The organism is Acinetobacter sp. AG3 (assembly GCF_022343575.1).
In the GTDB taxonomy this organism is placed as follows: domain Bacteria; phylum Pseudomonadota; class Gammaproteobacteria; order Pseudomonadales; family Moraxellaceae; genus Acinetobacter; species Acinetobacter guillouiae.
On record NZ_JAKQZD010000001.1, the window covers coordinates 558,210 to 577,058 of the forward strand.

The 18,849-nt window shown below is 39.7% G+C and carries 16 protein-coding genes; 9 read left to right on the forward strand and 7 right to left on the reverse strand.

From position 1 onward, the window contains the following. Positions 1-94: 94 nt before the first annotated feature. The 3 genes from der (at position 95) to L3V46_RS02650 (ending at position 3,848) form a co-directional block, all read left to right on the forward strand. Entirely contained in the window at positions 95-1,504 is a 1,410-nt protein-coding gene (der, locus tag L3V46_RS02640; RefSeq protein WP_004725892.1) for a ribosome biogenesis GTPase Der, read from the forward strand. Between the two features lie 59 nt (positions 1,505-1,563). Beyond that, positions 1,564-2,235, forward strand: coding sequence for a 4'-phosphopantetheinyl transferase superfamily protein (locus L3V46_RS02645; protein WP_239044854.1), 672 nt, complete (start codon positions 1,564-1,566; stop codon positions 2,233-2,235). 380 nt (positions 2,236-2,615) lie between these two features. Next, positions 2,616-3,848, forward strand: a complete 1,233-nt coding sequence (locus tag L3V46_RS02650) for an ammonium transporter (RefSeq protein ID WP_239044855.1) — start codon at positions 2,616-2,618, stop codon at positions 3,846-3,848. 84 nt (positions 3,849-3,932) lie between these two features. On the opposite strand, the gene rsfS is transcribed toward L3V46_RS02650, so the two are convergent. The 5 genes from rsfS to L3V46_RS02675 form a co-directional block, all read right to left on the reverse strand. Beyond that, complete coding sequence (gene rsfS, locus L3V46_RS02655; RefSeq protein WP_016539395.1) at positions 3,933-4,334, reverse strand: ribosome silencing factor; 402 nt, start codon at positions 4,332-4,334, stop codon at positions 3,933-3,935. A gap of 102 nt (positions 4,335-4,436) precedes the next feature. Further along, entirely contained in the window at positions 4,437-5,231 is a 795-nt protein-coding gene (locus L3V46_RS02660) for a TIM barrel protein (RefSeq protein WP_004725901.1), read from the reverse strand. A gap of 91 nt (positions 5,232-5,322) precedes the next feature. Then, positions 5,323-6,198 carry an NAD(P)-dependent oxidoreductase gene (locus tag L3V46_RS02665; RefSeq protein WP_239044856.1) on the reverse strand — a complete coding sequence of 292 codons (876 nt, stop codon included), beginning with the start codon at positions 6,196-6,198 and terminating at the stop codon, positions 5,323-5,325. A gap of 36 nt (positions 6,199-6,234) precedes the next feature. Continuing rightward, positions 6,235-7,023, reverse strand: a complete 789-nt coding sequence (locus L3V46_RS02670) for a crotonase/enoyl-CoA hydratase family protein (protein ID WP_239044857.1) — start codon at positions 7,021-7,023, stop codon at positions 6,235-6,237. 333 nt (positions 7,024-7,356) lie between these two features. After that, positions 7,357-10,164 carry an ATP-binding protein gene (locus L3V46_RS02675; protein ID WP_034612366.1) on the reverse strand — a complete coding sequence of 936 codons (2,808 nt, stop codon included), beginning with the start codon at positions 10,162-10,164 and terminating at the stop codon, positions 7,357-7,359. A gap of 314 nt (positions 10,165-10,478) precedes the next feature. Between L3V46_RS02675 and cysM the strand changes: the two genes are divergently transcribed. Genes cysM through L3V46_RS02695 form a run of 4 tightly spaced genes read left to right on the forward strand, consistent with a single transcriptional unit; the run spans position 10,479 to position 16,017 of the window. Then, positions 10,479-11,399: a cysteine synthase CysM gene (gene cysM / locus L3V46_RS02680; RefSeq protein ID WP_239044858.1), complete on the forward strand. Its 921-nt coding sequence runs from the start codon at positions 10,479-10,481 to the stop codon at positions 11,397-11,399. Positions 11,400-11,458: 59 nt separating this feature from the next. Next, a complete protein-coding gene (locus L3V46_RS02685; protein ID WP_004817004.1) occupies positions 11,459-12,280 on the forward strand; it encodes a 3'-5' exonuclease in 822 nt (273 codons plus the stop codon). An 8-nt stretch (positions 12,281-12,288) separates the two neighbouring features. Beyond that, positions 12,289-13,683, forward strand: coding sequence for a 23S rRNA (uracil(1939)-C(5))-methyltransferase RlmD (gene rlmD, locus L3V46_RS02690; RefSeq protein ID WP_239044859.1), 1,395 nt, complete (start codon positions 12,289-12,291; stop codon positions 13,681-13,683). Between the two features lie 27 nt (positions 13,684-13,710). Then, the gene (locus L3V46_RS02695) at positions 13,711-16,017 is read left to right on the forward strand and encodes a bifunctional (p)ppGpp synthetase/guanosine-3',5'-bis(diphosphate) 3'-pyrophosphohydrolase (RefSeq protein WP_004725915.1); all 2,307 of its coding nucleotides are present in this window, start codon (positions 13,711-13,713) and stop codon (positions 16,015-16,017) included. 77 nt (positions 16,018-16,094) lie between these two features. Here L3V46_RS02695 and L3V46_RS02700 read toward each other — a convergent pair whose 3' ends face one another. After that, complete coding sequence (locus L3V46_RS02700) at positions 16,095-16,469, reverse strand: hypothetical protein (RefSeq protein ID WP_034612372.1); 375 nt, start codon at positions 16,467-16,469, stop codon at positions 16,095-16,097. A gap of 197 nt (positions 16,470-16,666) precedes the next feature. Further along, entirely contained in the window at positions 16,667-17,440 is a 774-nt protein-coding gene (locus tag L3V46_RS02705; protein WP_034612375.1) for an SDR family oxidoreductase, read from the reverse strand. Between the two features lie 105 nt (positions 17,441-17,545). On the opposite strand from L3V46_RS02705, the gene mazG reads away from it, so the two are divergent. Together mazG and L3V46_RS02715 are read left to right on the forward strand one after the other, a co-directional pair. Beyond that, positions 17,546-18,325, forward strand: a complete 780-nt coding sequence (gene mazG, locus L3V46_RS02710; RefSeq protein ID WP_034612378.1) for a nucleoside triphosphate pyrophosphohydrolase — start codon at positions 17,546-17,548, stop codon at positions 18,323-18,325. Then, the gene (locus L3V46_RS02715) at positions 18,318-18,779 is read left to right on the forward strand and encodes a ComEA family DNA-binding protein (protein ID WP_004817015.1); all 462 of its coding nucleotides are present in this window, start codon (positions 18,318-18,320) and stop codon (positions 18,777-18,779) included. Before mazG ends, L3V46_RS02715 begins: the two co-directional genes overlap by 8 nt. Positions 18,780-18,849 lie beyond the last annotated feature (70 nt).

Genomic DNA, 18,849 nt, shown 5'->3' on the forward strand with positions numbered 1-18,849 from the left:
CGTGTTTTTATTTTAGGTTTTTCCTATTCTTCTTCCTATACATTTCTGATGTTCAGACCAGTCATACTGGCTGATCTTGAATAAAGGTTATTTTATGAAACCCGTAATTGCGCTCATTGGTCGTCCAAACGTCGGCAAATCAACGTTATTCAACCAGATTACCAAGAGCCGTGATGCACTCGTTGCTGATTTTGCTGGTCTTACCCGAGATCGTAAATATGGTGATGCAACTTATGAAAATAAATCGTTCATTGTCGTTGATACTGGGGGTATCGGTGAAAATGAAGGTGGTATCGACTCATATATGGCAGAGCAATCAAAAACTGCGATTAATGAAGCCGATATCATTGTTTTTGTTGTCGATGCACGTGCTGGTCTATTGGCTTCTGATGAGCAGATTGCCCGTGAGTTGCGTACACTTGGTAAAAAGGTTTACTTGGTTGCCAACAAAGTCGATGGTGTACATGCTGAAGCTGCATTAGTTGAATTTTATAAACTTGGTATGGGTGAACCCTTACAAGTTGCGGCAAGTCATGGTCGTGGTGTTCAACAAATGCTTGAGGATATCTTGGTGGATGTCCCTGAAGATGAAAACCCAGAAGAACACGATAAGGCAACAGGTTTACGCTTAGCAATTATTGGTCGCCCAAATGTCGGTAAATCTACTTTGGTTAACCGTTTGTTAGGTGAAGATCGCGTTGTTGCATTTGACCAACCGGGTACAACCCGTGACTCGATTTATATTCCGTTTGAGCGTGATGGTCGTCAATATACCTTGATCGACACTGCTGGTGTACGTCGTAAAGGTAAAGTTGATGAAATGATTGAGAAATTCTCAATCGTTAAAACGCTACAAGCGATTAAAGATGCACATGTCATCGTGGTAGTTTTAGATGCACGTGAAGGTGTGGTTGAACAAGATCTACATTTGATCGGTTATGCACTTGAAGCTGGTCGTGCCATGGTGATCGCCATTAACAAATGGGACAACATGACAGAGTATGATCGCAAACAATGTAAATTGGATGTTGATCGTCGTTTTGACTTTATTCCTTGGGCAAAAGTACATTTGATTTCTGCTTTGCATGGAACAGGTGTAGGTGAGATGTATCCAACCATTCACCGTGCTTATGATTCATCACACTTAAAAGTTTCACCTGCAAAATTAACTCAGATTTTGAATGATGCAACTGAAGCACATCAACCGCCAATGATCAGTGGTAAACGTATTAAGATGCGTTATGCCCACATGGGTGGACAAAACCCACCAACGATTGTGATTCATGGCAATAAGGTGGATAAGACGCCTGCGGACTATCGTCGTTATTTAGAAAATGTCTTCCGTAAAGTGTATAACCTTGAAGGTACACCAGTTCGCGTTGACTTTAAAACAGCTGAAAATCCATTTGAAGGCCGTAAATCTCAAATTGATGAGCGTGTTGCAGCACGTCGTCGTCGTTATGTACAGAAATTTAAAAAGGCTGAAAAGAAATTTAGAAGCTAAATTTAGCGTTGAACACACCAAAACCCAAAGTGATCTTTGGGTTTTTTTGATTTAAGATAATGAAAAATGTTTGGGAATGGATTGTGAATCGTATTATTCAATTGGATGTTAATTCTATTCAAAATATTCTTCCGAGTTACCATTCGAGCGATCGAAAGGGGCAGATCCAAGAACTGAAACAGGCGATTTATCAATATAGAAACCAATTATTGTCCGATATTTTTTCAGTTGAAATTAGTAACCACTCTTTTGAAAAAACAGATTTTGGTAAACCCTATTTAATTGATTATCCAAAGTTTCACGTGAATCATTCACATAGCCAGCACCATTATGCTTTGGCGAGTAGCCAGCAGATCCAAGATTTGGGTGTGGATGTTGAGGACTTAGATCGAAAGGTGCGCTTTGAGGCTTTAGCTAAACATGCTTTTCATCCCCAAGAATATCAGGCTTGGCAAGCGTTAGACTTTGATCCTACTTTTTGGTTTAAGGTGTGGACCACAAAAGAGGCGATTTTAAAAGCATCAGGCTTAGGGATTCGTTTGAGTCTAAATGAGCTAAATACTGGAGTGCATATGATGAATGATGGTGGGATCTCTACGCATCCGTTATTGGGCAGTTTTGCCTATCAAAATCTCCAGCTGAGCCGAGTTATGCTGACGGTGGCATGGCGTTCTGAATTATCCTGTAAGGGCTTTGCATTTCCACAGATTCAAATTATTCAACATGGTTAATTAAAGATTGTATAGACGTTTTCATTCTGCATAACACATAAATTGCAACAACGTTATTCCATATTAGAGTGTGGCATCTATACATCTAAGTGTTGAAATTTTCAACATCAAGCCACCTGTATTGCAAATCGGCATTGTTTAATAAAACCAGTTAAATGTAAGCTGCTTATCTTTAAATAAAAATAAATAGTACTCGATCACGATCAAACAATCTTGCTCGTCGTGTGTACTTTGTAAGCTATATTTTTTACATAAAAATTAGTTTATTTCTCCATGAAATTCTCTATACTTGATAAATTAAATGATAATTAAGTAGCGAAAATACTAATTATTGTGAATTTAAAGCGATGAAAAAGCGATAGGTTAGGATTAATTATATAGTGCGATTTAAATACTTCATCAGCTTAATTTGCATCATATTTTTTTATCCAAATTTTAGTTTTGCTTCAAGTTTAGAAAGTGATCTTGCTGCTTTTAATCTCATTACCAACTACGAGCTTTTATTCTTTGGTGGAATATTTGTCATTCTGATGCAAGCTGGTTTTGCTGTAGTTGAAGGCGGATATGAAAATACCTATAAGTCAATTTCCGCATTATTGGTCAATTATGTTTCAGCAGTTTTAGGAACGCTTATTTTTGGTTTCTTCTGCGCAAAAATTCTTCTTGCAGGAGATGCCAGCTCCGAAAAATATATGAATGGCATGCTGCATGGCTGGCATTGGAATTTATTATTTTTTTATACCCTAATGGCCACCACAATCACCACTGTGGTTGGGCGAGTGATTCCGAGTAAAGTTCCCTTATTTGTCAACTGGATAACTGGTTTAATGATCGCAGGTGTGATCTTTCCTTTCTTTAGTAGCTGGACTTGGGGAAATATCTTATTCGGTAAAGGCTGGTTAAAAGAGTTAGGATTTATTGATTTCGCGGGTTCAACAGTGGTGCATTCCACCGCAGCATGGATTGTTTTGGCGGGCTACTTAACTTTAAAACCTCAAGACCGACAAGAAATCTTAAAAAAAGACTTAATCTTTGAAGATTATAAAATCTTATCTTTGGCATTGGCAGGCTTTATTCTTTGGCTGGCATGGTCAGGTCTAAATGTAGTTTATATCTCAGCACTCTATGCGGATATTGGAGTCATTGTCGTCAATGCCTTTGCTGCACTCTTTGGGGCAATGATTGCACCTTTGATTTTTTCCTTGGTACTCAACAATAAAATTATTTCATGGGTTGAAATGATTAAAGGTGCTTTGGGTGGCTTGGTGGCGATCACGGCAAGTTGTGGTTTAGTGAATTTGTCATCGGCATTGATTATTGGTTTGGTTTCAGGATTATTCACAATCTATTTACCCCGTTTATTGACCTATTGGATTGATTCTAAGCATATTCGTGAAGTTGTTGTGGTACATGGTATTTGTGGAGCATGGGGCACACTGGCTGTTTCTTTGACAGATAACCCCGTGATTAATTTAGCCAACAAAGCCAGTGTTATCGATCAAAGTATTGGGATTGCGGTAAATTTTGTGTGGAGTTTTGGCGTTGCATTCTTAGTATTTAAACTGATTTGTAAACTGCGTAATGCATACTCAATTAAGTCGTTAAAAAATTGAGTACTTAAAAGCTTTGAAAAAAGCCAAGCACTAAAAAAAGCGACATAAAGTCGCTTTTTTCATATTTAAGTTCTGTATTAAAAGTTAGGCAACACTTTCAGGTGTCGCACGCCATAAACTTTCCAGATCATAAAATTTACGTGCTGTTGGTAGCATCACATGTACGACTACAAATCCTAAATCGATAAGGATCCATTCAGCGTCTCGTTCACCTTCAACACCAATTGGGCGAAAGCCTGCTTTACGTGCTTCTTCAGCGACATTGTCAGCAAGTGCTTTAACATGGCGTGTTGATGTCCCGCTCGCGATGACAATTGCATCTGAAACGTTGCTAATAGCGCTGACATCAAGTTGAATAATATCTTTGGCTTTTACATCAAGTAGAGCTTCTTGTACGACTTTTAAACAAGTCTGTACGTCTTGATTTTGAGTGTTCATTGCAAGTTCGTGAGAATTAGAAGCGCTGGGCGATGGTTCTAAATTCATATAAGGTATATTTTCCAGAAAATATCTCATCTTCTAATATAGCGCTTTTGTCTAAAAAATACAAATTATACAATGCAACCGTTTGCCTAAGTAAACACCTATTTAATAGCTATGGTTGTTGGAAAAATATTTTTCTTTCCATGCAAATGACTGATTTGAATGCGATTGTGGCTTGTATTCTGCTGCAATAAAGCCCGTATAGGCGCTTTGTTTTAACCATGAAAAAATTGCAGAATAATCAATTTGTGCGGTATCTGGTTCATGACGTCCAGGGCAGTCTGCAAATTGGATATGCCCAATCCAATCAATATTTTCTTGTAAGGCTGCCAGTACATCTTCGCCCATCATCGCCATGTGGTAACAGTCAAATTGCATTTTTAATGCAGGATGCTGTACTGCTTCTAACATTTCTTGGCCTTGTGCAATATTTTGAACCAAGAAACGTGGCATGTCTGTACCATTGATCATTTCAAATACAGGCTGAATATCACGATTAGAGAGCAGATGACAAGCCAGTTTTAAATTGTTTGCTAAGGTGTTTAAACAGGGGAGTAAGTCGGCATCTTGTGGTTGTTTACCTGCCAAAATATTGACGTTTGGAACATTGAGCGCTTCTGCATATTCAATTGCAAGTTCCAAGGCTTGATGAAATGCCAGTTCTTGACCAGGCACACCAGCAAGTCCGTTTCCACCTTGCATCAAGTCACCGGCGGGAACGTTGATCAGGCAAAGGCTGAGGTCATATTGTTCAAGTTGCGCTTGAATCTCTTCAATGCTTAATTCATACGGAAATTGAATTTCTACATTGTGGAAGCCATGAAGATGTGCCAAAGCAAAGCGTTCAATGAGCGGCACTTCAGTAAAAATCAAAGATAGGTTTACTGCGAGTTTAGTCATAAGAACGCTCCTTGCTATATTGGGACTCTCATCTTCAATGTAGTAGGCAATAGATTATTTTTCAACTTATTTATGTGTAGTTCCGTGTATTTTAACCCGATTTATTTTCTACTTGATGAATGACTGTGGCTAAATCCGACTCAGCAAATCCGTTGTTTTGATGGCTTTGTAATTGCCCAAGTGCACGTTGAGCCACAGGGATTTCTAAATCAAATTTTTGTGCAAGTTGAATGGCATTATTTAAGTCTTTAGAAAGCGTTTGTACTTTCCATTGTACTGGCTCAAAAGTATGTGTTGCCATGCGTGGGGCTAAAATTTGGAAAGGTTTTGAGTCGGCAAAACCACCAGCCAAAGCCGGCGCCAATAGGGTTGTATCTACACCTGCTTTACTGGCAAGCGCAACAGCTTCCGCGATCAAGGTGCTATTGGCAGCAACGATAAGTTGGTTACAGATTTTAGTGGCTTGTCCAGTACCTGTTTCACCCATACGTGTGACACGCTGTGACAGGATATTGTAAACAAGGCTCAGTGCTTGGATCACCTCAGCATTGCCCCCAGCAAAAATAACCAGCGTGCCATTTTCAGCGCCTGCTGTTCCACCTGAAACAGGTGAGTCAATCCAAATCACCTGTTTTGTTGTTGCGCTTTCCGCCAGTTGCTTGGTTTTATCCACAGATAAACTGGAGAAATCCACAATCACTTGCTTGGCTTGTAAATAGGGTTCAATGTGCTCATAAACCAGCTGTACAGCGTTATCATCAGCAAGGCAGCTGAGAATAATCGGATATTCTGCAATATTCTCAAGCTGTAATGGGTGAGCGCCTAGATCAATAAGGGCGTCACAAGCAGATGCGGTTCTGTTCCAGACAGCAACATGCAAGCCTGCTTGGATTAATCGGGTTGCCATACGGCTGCCCATTAATCCCATCCCTAAAAATGCAATTTTACTGTTACGATCAAAATTCATTGTATAACTCAAAAAGCTTTCAATAATAGTTTTAGATTATTTATATTGGCGCGGTAAAAATTTTAACTCAGGATTTTTATCCTTTTTACGTGCAATTTGACTATTTTTACCCAAGAGTAATTTTAACTGCCAAATCTTCTCTAAACGTAAAGATTTCTGAGGTTGATGTTCCATCGCATCTAAAACACGTTTAGCAGCCATCAGCGCATCTGGCGAGCGTTGTAGCATCTCCTCTGCAATGGCTTGAGCTTTTGCCAACGGTGAGTCGTCTACATGCGTCACCAAACCAATGTCTTTGGCATAATTGCCATCAAAAATACGTGCAGTGAGGGTAAGCTCTTTGGCTAAATCAATACCAATCACGCCCTTGATTGAACGGGTTAAGCCCATGTCAGGCACAAGCCCCCAACGGCTTTCCATGATTGACATTTTAGTCTCTGGGTGTGCAATACGAATATCTGCAGCCAATGCAAGTTGCATCCCAGCACCAAAGCAGAAACCTTCAATTGCTGCAATGACAGGGACAGGTAGTTCTTGCCAGATTAAAAATGCTTTTTGGAATAGGCTTTGACCGGGTTTAATCAGTTCCCAAGCAGCAAAAGCTGTATTTTTAGGGCTATTTAAGTCAGCAAGGTCAATACCTGCACTAAATACATTGGCTTCACCCGTCAGAATCACCACACGAATACTGCGGTCTTTTTTAATCTGTTGTGCGGCGCTTACCAGTTCACGGAGTAAAGCAAAACTCATGGCATTGCGTTTATCTGGACGATTTAATGAAACTATTGCGATACCATTGTTTTTTTCTATATGTAGTAGTGCCATGATCTTGACTCATTTTTTCCTTGGTCATCAGCATAGCATGTGAATTGAATAGTTACATGACAGTAGAGTCACCGAAACTGTGTTGATGTGCCAATTGGGTAGTAAAGCCAAAACAGGATTGCAATAGTGACTTGTATCATTTTATTGGATCTTTAAAAAGATGATTGCAATAAAATGATTGTTCTAATTCATGCTGTTTTAAAGAAATAATAGAAACCATACGCAGGATAAAACTTAGAGTCAATTTGGGTTTTATCCTGCGGATTTAAAAACAGCTTAAAACGCGATAAGAAAAGCGTTTATAGCGCTGAATCGGCTAGAACTGCACTGTATTTATGAAACGGGTAAAATCTGCTGTGCAGCTGTTTCAACTTCATGAATCGCCAATTGAAGCTCATCAAAGCGTTTCATCACGTCTTGGATAAATGCTTCATCTGCTTTGCGACGCTCTTTACGTAGCATGGAAATGAATTGTTCAAAATCACCTGTAATACGTTGCAATTTTGGTGTACCGACATAACGGGTAGCACCATATAAGCGATGTAAGACATGTTCTAATTGTGGGAAGTCCTCAAGCTCAATGAGTTGCTCAATTTCAGCCAGCTCTGTTGGGAAGCTGTCGACTAGCATTTTTAACAAATCTTGTGCAAGATCTTCTTTATTGGCTGCTAAAGCAAGGCTTTGTTTCCAATCTAGAATATAAGCATCCAGCGCCTCGATATATACTGTATTTTCGATAGGCTGTTGATGTTGAATAAATTTATCGCTTGTCCAATTGGTGAGAATTTGAATAATTTGTTCAATCTGGATCGGCTTGGTTACATAGTCATCCATACCCACTTTGAGTAGTTTTTGCTTCTCATCAGCCAATGCGTGAGCTGTCAATGCAATAATCGGCATTCGCATACCATCTAAGGTAGATTCCAGCGAGCGAATTGCCCGTGTGGTATCTATCCCAGACATGACTGGCATTTGAATATCCATAAAGATAAGATCAAATGGTTTTGCGCCTTGTTCAACCCCTTGTTGAATAATGGTTAAGGCTTCTTGACCACTGAGAGCTTTGGTGGTTTTTACATTTAGCTCGCCTAATAGCGCTTCTAGTACGATCAAATTCGGTAAATGATCATCTACTGCTAAAACGTGTAAATCTTGCCCTTTAAAGTCTTTATGATGTTCTTGTTCAAAAACAGGCTGATTACTTAATAGTTGAATCACTGAACTACGGCTCAGTGGTTGATACAATGGACGCGCTTTATATTCAGTCAACATATTTGGATCAAGTGACATTTGATAGCCATATACCGCCAAATGACCTTGATAACGACCACGAATTTCTTTAAGTAAGGCTTCGGTATCTCCACTGTGATCAACGATCAACCATGTATTTTCAGTATTTTTTTCTAAGCTATTTAGTCGGCTAAACAGATCTAAAATCGATTGTGCTTCGGTGTGCTGAACTTGATAGTCTTCTAAGTAATGACGCAATACGTTGGCGGTTGCAGGGTGTGCCAAGAAAGACACCACATTTAAGTTTTTAAATGATGGATGAACAATTTCTTCATCTTCATTTACCGTTAACATAGCGGTAAACCAGAAGGTTGAACCTTTTTCTGTGGGTGCGCGTTCTTGGTTATCTTCAAAGCCAATTTGACCATGCATCAAATGTACAAGTTGCTTGGAAATGGCTAAACCGAGTCCTGTACCACCGAATTGGCGAGTGACAGAAGCATCACCTTGAGAGAATGATTCAAATAGTCGTTTACGATCGGTACCACTTAAACCAATACCACTGTCTTGTACACTAAAGTGCAGCAAACATTGCCCGATATCATCGTGTTCCATCCGCGCACGAACAATAATTTCACCATCAGGGGTGAATTTAATCGCATTGGAAATAAGATTGGTCAGCACCTGTTTAAAGCGTAAGGCATCGCCAATGACATGTTTAGGCACATTGTCTGCAAAATAGAATGCCATCTCGATATGCTTTTGCGCTGCCAATGGCGAGAGCATATCCATCACATCGAAAATTGCTTCTTCAAGATCAAAAGGTGCGGTTTCGAGTTCTAATTTACCTGCATCAATTTTCGAGAAATCGAGTACATCATTAATCAATGCCAATAAATGTGCAGAAGACTTACGGATGGTCTGTAAATATAAACTTTGATCATTGCTTAAATTGTCTTGGCGCAACATCAAATGAATAAAGCCATCAATACTATTTAATGGGGTACGTAATTCATGACTGATATTGGCAAGGAAGACCGACTTCGCCTGATTGGATGAAATCGCCTGATCACGGGCTTGTTTATAGGTAATGTTTTGGACTTCTAAGGTGTCTAATGTACGACGTAAGTCATCTTCTGTTTGTTCCGTATGTTCTTTTAGCTCAAGGAAGCTGAAATGTAGCCGTTTCACCACATTGGCAATATCACGCTGTAATAAGCGCAGTTCCCCAGTACTGTTGATCACCATATGTTGATCAAGCGTATCTGCATTTAAGCGTTGCAATTGCATCCGAATTTCGTACATCGGTGCAATCCAGCGTCTTGAATAGAAGTTTAGACACAATAGAAGCAACAAGAGCGTTAATAAGGCAGTCGTAATCAATACGATCATGACACGATAATGTGAAATTTCTAAAGGTTGATTATCAAGTTCAATCACCAACCACATATTTTCAGCAGATTTGGTGGGGTTTAGTTTAATCCCATAAATATTGTTGTACTTATTTTGAATTGGTCCAAAGAAAGTGCCTGATTTTGGAATTTTTGGCCAAGCACGTTGATTTTGGTAGCCTACACTTAAATGATTAACATTATTTTCATCTAAAATCGCTGCGCTGAGTAAATGCTTTTCGTTAAACATTTTTTGTAAAATGCTTTCAGCTTTGGCGTGTTGAATTGGATCTTGTTCCATGACTGCGGTGAGTTGCTCAGCAGTATATTGGTAACGGCTCAATATCGCGATGGCTTGGAAGCGCTGTTTAGACTTGGCCGCAGCTGATGTTTCAGAAAGAACCAGTGCTGTTCCAACACATGCCAAAATCATAATTGGCACGAAAATTAACGCAATAAGTTGACCATAAGCGTGATTGAGTTTTAAGCGTTTAAAGAGTTTTTTATTGAAATTCGACATTGTTCCAGCAACTCATTGCCCATGGCAAAGATATTAACATGCTTTAATCATCCTGCATGACAATATGACTAAAAATCTTGTGAATTGAAAATGAGTTATGCTGTTTTATAGATAACTTTATCACTTCTAATTCTAAGTAAAGTTTATTTTTTTATATGTATTTAATTTTATTCAATAAAGAAAATCATGCTCCTACTTGGGTGTGTTGATATATATGAATTTAGTTTGATCATTCCAAGCAAAATGAAGCGGAAAGATGTGCAGTATGTTTCTTTTTTTCATACAATATGCCCACCTCGATATAGGTGCAACCGATGAGTCACACACAACCTGATTTCTTAGCCGACGAATTTTTGTTAGATCACTATGTAGGAAAAACTCCTTTGGTGCGTTTACAACGTTTGGCAAGTCATACTCAAGCAACAGTATTGGCAAAGCTAGAAGGCAATAATCCTGCTGGTTCTGTCAAAGATCGTCCTGCATATAATATGATCATGAAAGCTGAACAGCGTGGTCAAATTAAGCCGGGCGATACGTTGATCGAGGCGACGAGTGGAAATACTGGGATTGCGTTGGCAATGGTCGCCGCAATGCGTGGTTATAAAATGAAATTGATCATGCCGGGGAACTCTAGCCAAGAACGTAAAGATGCAATGCGTGCCTATGGTGCTGAATTGATCGAAGCAACCAATATGGAAGTTGCGCGTGATATGGCTTTGCAAATGCAAAGTGAAGGCCTAGGTTTAGTATTAAATCAGTTTGGCAACCCAGACAATGTAGAAGCACACTACCTGACCACAGGTCCTGAAATTTGGCAACAAACCGCAGGGAAAATCACCCATTTCGTGAGCTCTATGGGCACAACGGGCACGATCATGGGGATCTCTAAATATTTAAAAGAACAAAATCCAGATATTCAAATTATCGGATTACAACCTTCAGAAGGTTCAAATATTGCGGGTATTCGTCGTTGGCCTCAAGAATACTTACCGACTATTTTTGATCCAAGCCGTGTCGATCAGATCATGGATATTCCGCAAATTGAAGCAGAAAAAACCGCACGCCGTTTAGCACGTCAAGAAGGCATTAGTGCTGGGACCTCTTCAGGTGGTGCTGTATGGGCATCGGTTAAAATTGCTGAACAAAATCCAGACGCAGTGATTGTATGTATTGTCTGTGACAGAGGTGATCGTTATCTTTCTACAGGTTTGTTCTCTGTTGAGGATCAAGAATAGTTGCTTCGAAGTCATAAATTGCTTCATGATGGTAAACTTGAGTATTGAGTAAAGCTTTTATGCGTCTTCCAGTTTTAGTTTTTGATATCGAAACCCTGACCGATCTTAAGTCAGGGGCGCATTTATATGGCTTGGATTTACCACAGGACGATTTAGAACAGGCGTTGGCAAAACTACGCCGTCAAGAATCGGGGATGGATTTTCAGCGCTTGGCTTTACATGAAATTGTCTGTATTTCAGGATTGTGGATTGATGAAAATGGTGTGATGAAACTGTTTTCATTTAGTCGAGAGCACTATACTGAAACTGAAATTTTACAAAAATTTTTATCTATCTTTGATAAAAGACATCCAACACTCGTGAGCTGGAATGGCTCACAGTTTGATTTGCCTGTGATTTTATTCCGTGCCATGTATCATGGACTATCTGCCCCAAGTTTGTTCGATCAAGGTGAGATTGACACACAAAAAAGGTATAATAACTATCAGAACAGATACCACAACCGTCATGTCGACTTAATGGATGTCATGGCGATGTTTAATGGACGTCATTTCCAGAAATTGGATGATGTTGCGCATTTATTGGGTTATCCAGGTAAACGTGGTATTTCAGGTTATTTTGTTCCCGAATATGTGAATACACAGCAATGGTTGAAACTCACCAGCTATTGCGAAGGTGATGTTTTAAATACATGGTTGATTTTTTTAAGATGGGCTTTGCTTAAAGGTCAGATTTCTTTGCAAGATCACCGTTTATGGATTCAAGCCTCGATTCATTATTTGCAAGGACAAGCTCAACAACATGAGTTTTTAAATGTTTGGCGTGAAACCTCACAGCGAACTGAATTTACTCAAGCAGATTTTTCCTCCACACCCGATTAGGTATCCCTTTGAAACATAGAGCCAAACCTCGACCATCTCAGCTTCCACAATATATTTTTAAAGTTGAAAGATTGTCACACGAAGGGCGAGGGATTGCGCATTATGGAACAGAACTCAATCATCCAAGTGAAAAGCAGGGTAAAAAAGTTTTTATTCGCTATGCACTGCCTGGTGAAATTGTAAAAGCTCAAGTGACGCGTCAAGTATCCAAACTTGAAGAAGCGGACAGTATTGAATTACTCAGTGAGCCAAATCCACATCGTATTCAACCGATCTGCCCACATTTTGGTACTTGCGGTGGATGCAATATGCAACATATTCATCCAGATGAGCAAATTCGCTTAAAACAAGATGTTTTAAAGTCACATCTCAGCCACTTTGCAGGCTTAGTACCTGAACAGTGGTTAGCGCCATTGCGTTCAACGCGTACCGACTATCGGCATAAAGCCCGAATAGGGGTGCGTTATTTAGCTAAACAAAATAAATTATTGATGGGTTTCCGTGAAGCACAGAGCAATCACTTAACTGCAATTGAAACCTGTAAAATTTTAGATATTGAATTAGATCAAGCCTTACCTGAAATCAAGGCATTACTCGAAAGTCTAAAAGGCAAAAGCAGCATTGGTCATATAGAATTAGCCAAAGGCGATAGCGAAATTTCATTATTGGTTCGCCATACTGAAAAATTAAAAGCCCATGATGTCAACCTATTGCAACAATATGCGTTACAGAAACAGTGGCAGTTGTATTTGCAACCTGCGGGTGTGGAAAGTGTACAACGGCTAGATGATGCTCAGGCAGACATGCATTTGCATTACCGTTTAAAAGATTTTGATATCGAGTTTGCGTTTAATCCAACAGATTTTACCCAAGTGAATCCCACTGTAAATCCACAGATGGTTAATTTGGCATGTGATTTGCTTGAGTTGAAAGCAGGTGAAACTGTTTTGGATTTATTTTGTGGATTGGGGAATTTTTCTCTGCCGCTCGCTCAACGTGTGGGTGCTACAGGAAAAGTCATTGCTGTTGAAGGTAGCGAAGCGATGGTGAAGCGTGGTACAGAAAATGCACTGAACAATCGCATAAGCAATGTTAAATTCTATTCACAAGATTTAACAAAAGACTTTTCGCATTATTCTTGGGCAAATCAAGGATTTGATGCATTATTGATTGACCCTCCTCGTGCGGGTGCAGAACAAGTTATGCATTATTTGCCCAAATTTGGTGCGCAAAGAATCGTTTATGTGTCGTGTAATCCAGCAACATTGGCCAGAGATGCTGGAATTTTGGTAGAACATGGTTATCAGCTCACTAAAGCCGGTGTGATGGACATGTTTACGCACACAGGGCATGTAGAATCGATTGCTTTGTTTGAAAAGAAATTAGAGATAAACGATTTATAATGAAATATAGAGTTAGAGGAGTAGGGTATGGTCACAGTACGTGAGCAACTTCCTGATCAGCTCAATGAGCTATCAGAGGAAGCGACTGTAGAACATGCCGATGAAGCGCAACAGGCTCTAGCAACTTGGCTAGATCGAGTGCGTGGAATTTTAGACGGTGCTGAACTTAAGCAGTTAGAAGAAGTCGCGCAATTAGTATTACAAAAAGAATTGGCGACCACAGTAAATTCCAGAACCAATACCTTTGCAACAGGCATTGGGATGGCCGATATTCTCGCGCATTTACATGTTGATGAAGATACGCTGGCAGCAGCTGTGCTTTATCGTAGTGTGCGTGAAGATCTCACCACCTTAGAGGAAATACAGCAGCAATGCGGTGAGCAGGTTTACAACCTTGTCAAAGGCACTTTGGCGATGGGTAAACTTTCTGAACTGATTGAAAAGAATAAACGTTTAGAAGATCACTTTAATAATAATCAGCGTGAACATCTGACAGGCATCTATAAGATGTTGATTTCTGTGACAGAAGATGTTCGTGTGGTCTTGATTAAACTGGCTGAACGGACCTTTGCTTTACGTGAATTGGCGCATTCTTCAAAAGAACGTCAAGAGCGTGTTGCACGAGAAATTCTCACCATCTATTCGCCTTTGGCGCATCGTTTAGGCATTGCCCAATTAAAATGGGAACTCGAAGATCTTGCTTTCCGTTATTTGGCACCAGAACGTTATAAAGAGATTGCTTCTTTACTCAATGAAAAGCGTCTAGAGCGTGAACAATATATTCAGTTTGTGGTAGATAAACTCAAGAATGAGCTGGCTGGGCATGATATTGAGGCCGAAATATCAGGTCGGGTCAAACATATTTATTCGATCTACCGCAAAATGAAGAGTAAAAATCTAAGTTTTGATCAGCTTTATGATATTCGCGCGTTACGGGTTTTGGTTAAATCTGTCGCAGAGTGTTATCACGCTTTAGGCATTGTGCATCAAATTTGGCGTCATATTCCTCATCAGTTCGATGACTATATTACCAACCCAAAAGCCAACGGTTATCGCTCTTTGCATACTGCGGTGATTGCAGAAAATAAATCTTTGGAAATCCAGATCCGAACCAAAGAAATGCATGAAGAAGCCGAGTTGGGCGTGTGTTCACACTTCAATTATAAAGAAGGCTCGAAAACCACCGACTATTCATTTAATCATCGTTTGCATTCTTTACGTGCAGTGCTTGAACATTATCAAGAACGTACCGAAACCAGTGCGCATCCCAATGAAGATGAAACAGAAGATTTTGAACAAATTCAAGATTTTGAAGGTTTTGAAAAAATCTATGTGTTTAGCCGTGATGGGGATATTAAAGAACTACCACGCGGATCGACAGTGCTTGATTTTGCTTATCATGTGCATACCGAAGTCGGCAATAAGTGCTATGCATCACGGGTCAACCAACGCTATGTGCCGTTAACCTATACCTTAAAAACAGGCGAACAGGTTGAGATTTTAACCAAGAAAGATCGTGAACCCAATCGTGATTGGTTGGTTAACTCTTTGGGTTATATTAAAACAGCACGTGCGCGTGACAAGTTGCGCCACTGGTTTAGACAACAAGATCGCAGTAAAAATTTGGAAGTTGGGCGTGAGCTACTCAATAAAGAACTTTCACGTTTAGCGATTCATCCGAAAAGTATTGATTTAAGTGATTATTGTAATCATTTCAATGTGAAAACTGGGGATGACATCTTGGTGTCATTGGTGAGTGGGGAAATTAGCCTGCATGCCTTGATCAATCAAGTCAATCGCCACATGCACTTAGATCAGGATGAACCAGAGCTGGTTTTAAAACCAACATTAAATCCACGCGCAAGTCATACCTTGTCGGCGCATGGAATTTTAATTGATGGTTTGGACAATGTTGAATTACATATTGCACAATGTTGTCAGCCTGTTCATGGTGAATCGATTGCTGGATATATCACATTGAATCGTGGTGTTAGTATTCACAAGGTTGCATGCCCAGATTATATGCGCATGATCAAGTTAGAACCTGATCGTGCGGTTGAAGCGGATTGGGAGATGCAACCGACACGTGGGCAAAGTGTGCAAATTGTGGTGGAAGCGTATGATCGCCGTGGTTTGTTAAAAGATTTGACCCAAGTGATTTTTTCAGATCAGATCAATATCCGTCAGGTGAATACGATTTCTGAAGCAGATGGTATTGCCAATATGAAATTGTTGATTGAAGTGAAAGGCTTGGCGCAATTGTCTCGCCTCTTGGCAAGATTGGAACAACAGCCTGGCATTATAAGTGCTCGACGCTTGGTTCAAGGCAATTAGTTCGCTGTTCTGACCTCATGTATTTCAAAAAAACCTGCACAATGCAGGTTTTTTGATTTGAAATCACTCGATAAAAATTACACGCTACATTTTTTTGAGTTTTGGTAAATGGCGATATTTTCTATGTTGGCTTGAGCATCAGTCATAAGTTGAGTATCGACTTGACCAGGATCTGACTCAGTCGAGACCTTATTGGCAAAGCCTCCAGCTTTGGATGCTGTATCAGAGCCCCCACCAAAAGCATTTAAAGCACTACTTGCAAGACCCGCCCATTTACTAATGGTTTTGCCTGTTGCCTTGGTTTCAGAAGTGGAGAGCACGCGGCTTGCATTGGCTTTTTCAACAGCAAGCGCGGCACAGTCCATACTTTTTAGTTCAGTAGTGCTCAGTGGGGCAGCAGTTAGGATTGTGCTTGATACAAGTATGGTTATTGTTAGGAGTGTTTTTTTCATTGTTTATTCCATTTGCACATTGGAAACAAAACTATAAATTAAAATAACAAAAACAAAAATTACAAAGCTGTCAGGAAGCGAAATAGGCGCTTTCCATAAGGCGGCATTACAATCAAAATCTAAAATATTTTTATATCAATATAAATGACTTAAGCCTATAAGCCATAATTGTTTTATGACCTACAGGCGAGCAAAAATTACTTTTTGGTGAGCAGTAAATTGGCTAAACGATTGACAAACTGGGGGCTGATTGCAGAGAGTTGGAACATAATTTTGGTTTTCAATCCCACAGGCGTATGCGTAGCCGTTAAGATGCTTCCTTTGGCTTTGACTAAGCCAAACACTTGTTCGGCAACATCTTGGGGTGTGAGACTGACCCCAATGTTTTGAATCGCGCCTGCATCCATGTCTGTCACCATCGCTGTTTGGACAAAAAGCGGCATCACATCCAGTACACGAATGCCGTATTTTTGCCATTCGATATCTAGCCCTTCTGTAATACCGCGTACGGCAAATTTACTGGCAGAATAAGAGACTAAGTCTGCTTGTCCATAAATGGCTGATGCTGAGGAAAGATTGATGATACGCGCAAATTTTGCTTCTTTCAGATAAGGAAGTGCGGCATGACAGCCATTTAAAACGCCATTGACATTGATATTGATTGTGCGGTGATGGTCACTAATCTGAGTTTTTTCAAAATCTCCAGAATAAAGAATCCCAGCATTATTGACTAAAATGTTGAGGCCATTTGCCCATTGAGAAAATTCTTTAAGCGCGGTTTGCCATTGTGCATAATCGCTCACATCTAATTTGCCCGCTTTGGCATTGTCACCCAATTGATCTGCTAAAATTTGAGCCTGCGCTTCATTGATATCATAAATACCAACTTGATAACCTTGTTGGTAGAATAGACGTGCAATCGCAGCCCCAATCCCTTGCGCAGCACCACTAATGAATATGCTTTGACTCATTGCAGCATCCTTTTTAGTTTATTTTGATTGCAAAGAGTTGAACATAAAACATGCATAACAACAAGTGTTGTGCAGTCATTTGTTATTGATCTTAAAGGACATAAAATGCAACAGCTATTCGCCATCATGAAACAATTACGTGCAGAATGCCCTTGGGATCGTGAACAGACACCTGAAAGTTTAACGCGCTATGCGATTGAAGAAGCATATGAGGTAGAAGAAGCAGTACGTTCTGGTGATATAGATGAAATTAAAAATGAATTAGGTGATTTATTGCTACAAGTGGTTTTTCAATCACAGATGTACAGTGAGCAGGGGGCTTTTGATTTTAACGATGTTGTCGATGTACTTTGTCAAAAATTGATCCGACGCCATCCACATGTTTTCCAAAAACAACAATTTGATAATTTAACGCCTGAACAAGTGTCGGTGTTGTGGCAGGAAATTAAACAACAAGAAAAACAGGGCAAAACTCAATCTCGATTAGATGCGGTAAAACATGGTCCCGCTTTATCTCAGGCAGAAAACATTCAAAAAAATGTCGCAAAAGTAGGCTTTGATTTTCCTGATGTGGCGCAGGCCTACGATAAAGTCAAAGAAGAACTGGCAGAGTTTGAAGAGGCGCTGCAATCGGAAAAACCTGATGAAATTATGGATGAATTTGGTGATTGTTTATTTTCTTTAATCAATGTAGGGCGTAAACTAGGCATTTCAAGTGAGATGGCGCTGTTAGGAACCATTTATAAATTTAAATCTCGCTTTGCTTATATTGAAGATCAAATCAATTTTAAAAATAAAAGATTAGAAGATGTGTCTTTAGAAGAAATGGATCTTCTTTGGGATCAGGCAAAGCAACAATTAAAATCACAGGTTAGCAATGAGTAATCAGCATTTTTATTTTAATCGTGTAGTAAAACTAATTAAATCGTCTTTTTTATTGGTGCTTTTGAGTTGCTCCTTGAGCTTGTATGCACAACAGTTTGATCAAGCTTATCTCAACTGGAAAGCACAACAACAGGCCCATGATGCACAATTAAAAAAAGTCGACGATCAATACTATCTTTCACGACCGAATAGCCAAAAATCGCCATCGAACAGTAGTCACAAAGGCCCTTCATCATCTGCCCAGTCTTCAAACAGCTCAGCTTTAAAAGTCAGTTTAAATTCTGCAAATGCTGAACAATTACAACAGCTCACGGGTGTGGGGGCAAAGAAAGCACAGGCGATTATTGCTTATCGTAATCAGAATGGCGGATTTAAAAGTATCGATGACTTAAAAAAGGTCAAAGGGATTGGCGAGAAACTTTTCGAGCAGAATAGAGCACGGCTGAGTTTATGATGGGTTTAACAGCCTGTAGATCGACGAATTATCAATAGTCCATAAATTCAAGTGAAGTTTGCGAGAATCA

Bases quoted from the DNA above. Each gene is read 5' to 3' on its own strand.
- der (WP_004725892.1), top strand. From the start codon at position 95: ATGAAACCCGTAATTGCGCTCATTGGTCGTCCAAACGTCGGCAAATCA.
- L3V46_RS02645 (WP_239044854.1), top strand. From the start codon at position 1,564: ATGAAAAATGTTTGGGAATGGATTGTGAATCGTATTATTCAATTGGAT.
- rsfS (WP_016539395.1), bottom strand. From the start codon at position 4,334: ATGAATTTAGAACCATCGCCCAGCGCTTCTAATTCTCACGAACTTGCA.
- L3V46_RS02660 (WP_004725901.1), bottom strand. From the start codon at position 5,231: ATGACTAAACTCGCAGTAAACCTATCTTTGATTTTTACTGAAGTGCCG.
- L3V46_RS02665 (WP_239044856.1), bottom strand. From the start codon at position 6,198: ATGAATTTTGATCGTAACAGTAAAATTGCATTTTTAGGGATGGGATTA.
- L3V46_RS02670 (WP_239044857.1), bottom strand. From the start codon at position 7,023: ATGGCACTACTACATATAGAAAAAAACAATGGTATCGCAATAGTTTCA.
- L3V46_RS02675 (WP_034612366.1), bottom strand. From the start codon at position 10,164: ATGTCGAATTTCAATAAAAAACTCTTTAAACGCTTAAAACTCAATCAC.
- cysM (WP_239044858.1), top strand. From the start codon at position 10,479: ATGAGTCACACACAACCTGATTTCTTAGCCGACGAATTTTTGTTAGAT.
- L3V46_RS02685 (WP_004817004.1), top strand. From the start codon at position 11,459: ATGCGTCTTCCAGTTTTAGTTTTTGATATCGAAACCCTGACCGATCTT.
- L3V46_RS02695 (WP_004725915.1), top strand. From the start codon at position 13,711: ATGGTCACAGTACGTGAGCAACTTCCTGATCAGCTCAATGAGCTATCA.
- L3V46_RS02700 (WP_034612372.1), bottom strand. From the start codon at position 16,469: ATGAAAAAAACACTCCTAACAATAACCATACTTGTATCAAGCACAATC.
- L3V46_RS02705 (WP_034612375.1), bottom strand. From the start codon at position 17,440: ATGAGTCAAAGCATATTCATTAGTGGTGCTGCGCAAGGGATTGGGGCT.
- mazG (WP_034612378.1), top strand. From the start codon at position 17,546: ATGCAACAGCTATTCGCCATCATGAAACAATTACGTGCAGAATGCCCT.
- L3V46_RS02715 (WP_004817015.1), top strand. From the start codon at position 18,318: ATGAGTAATCAGCATTTTTATTTTAATCGTGTAGTAAAACTAATTAAA.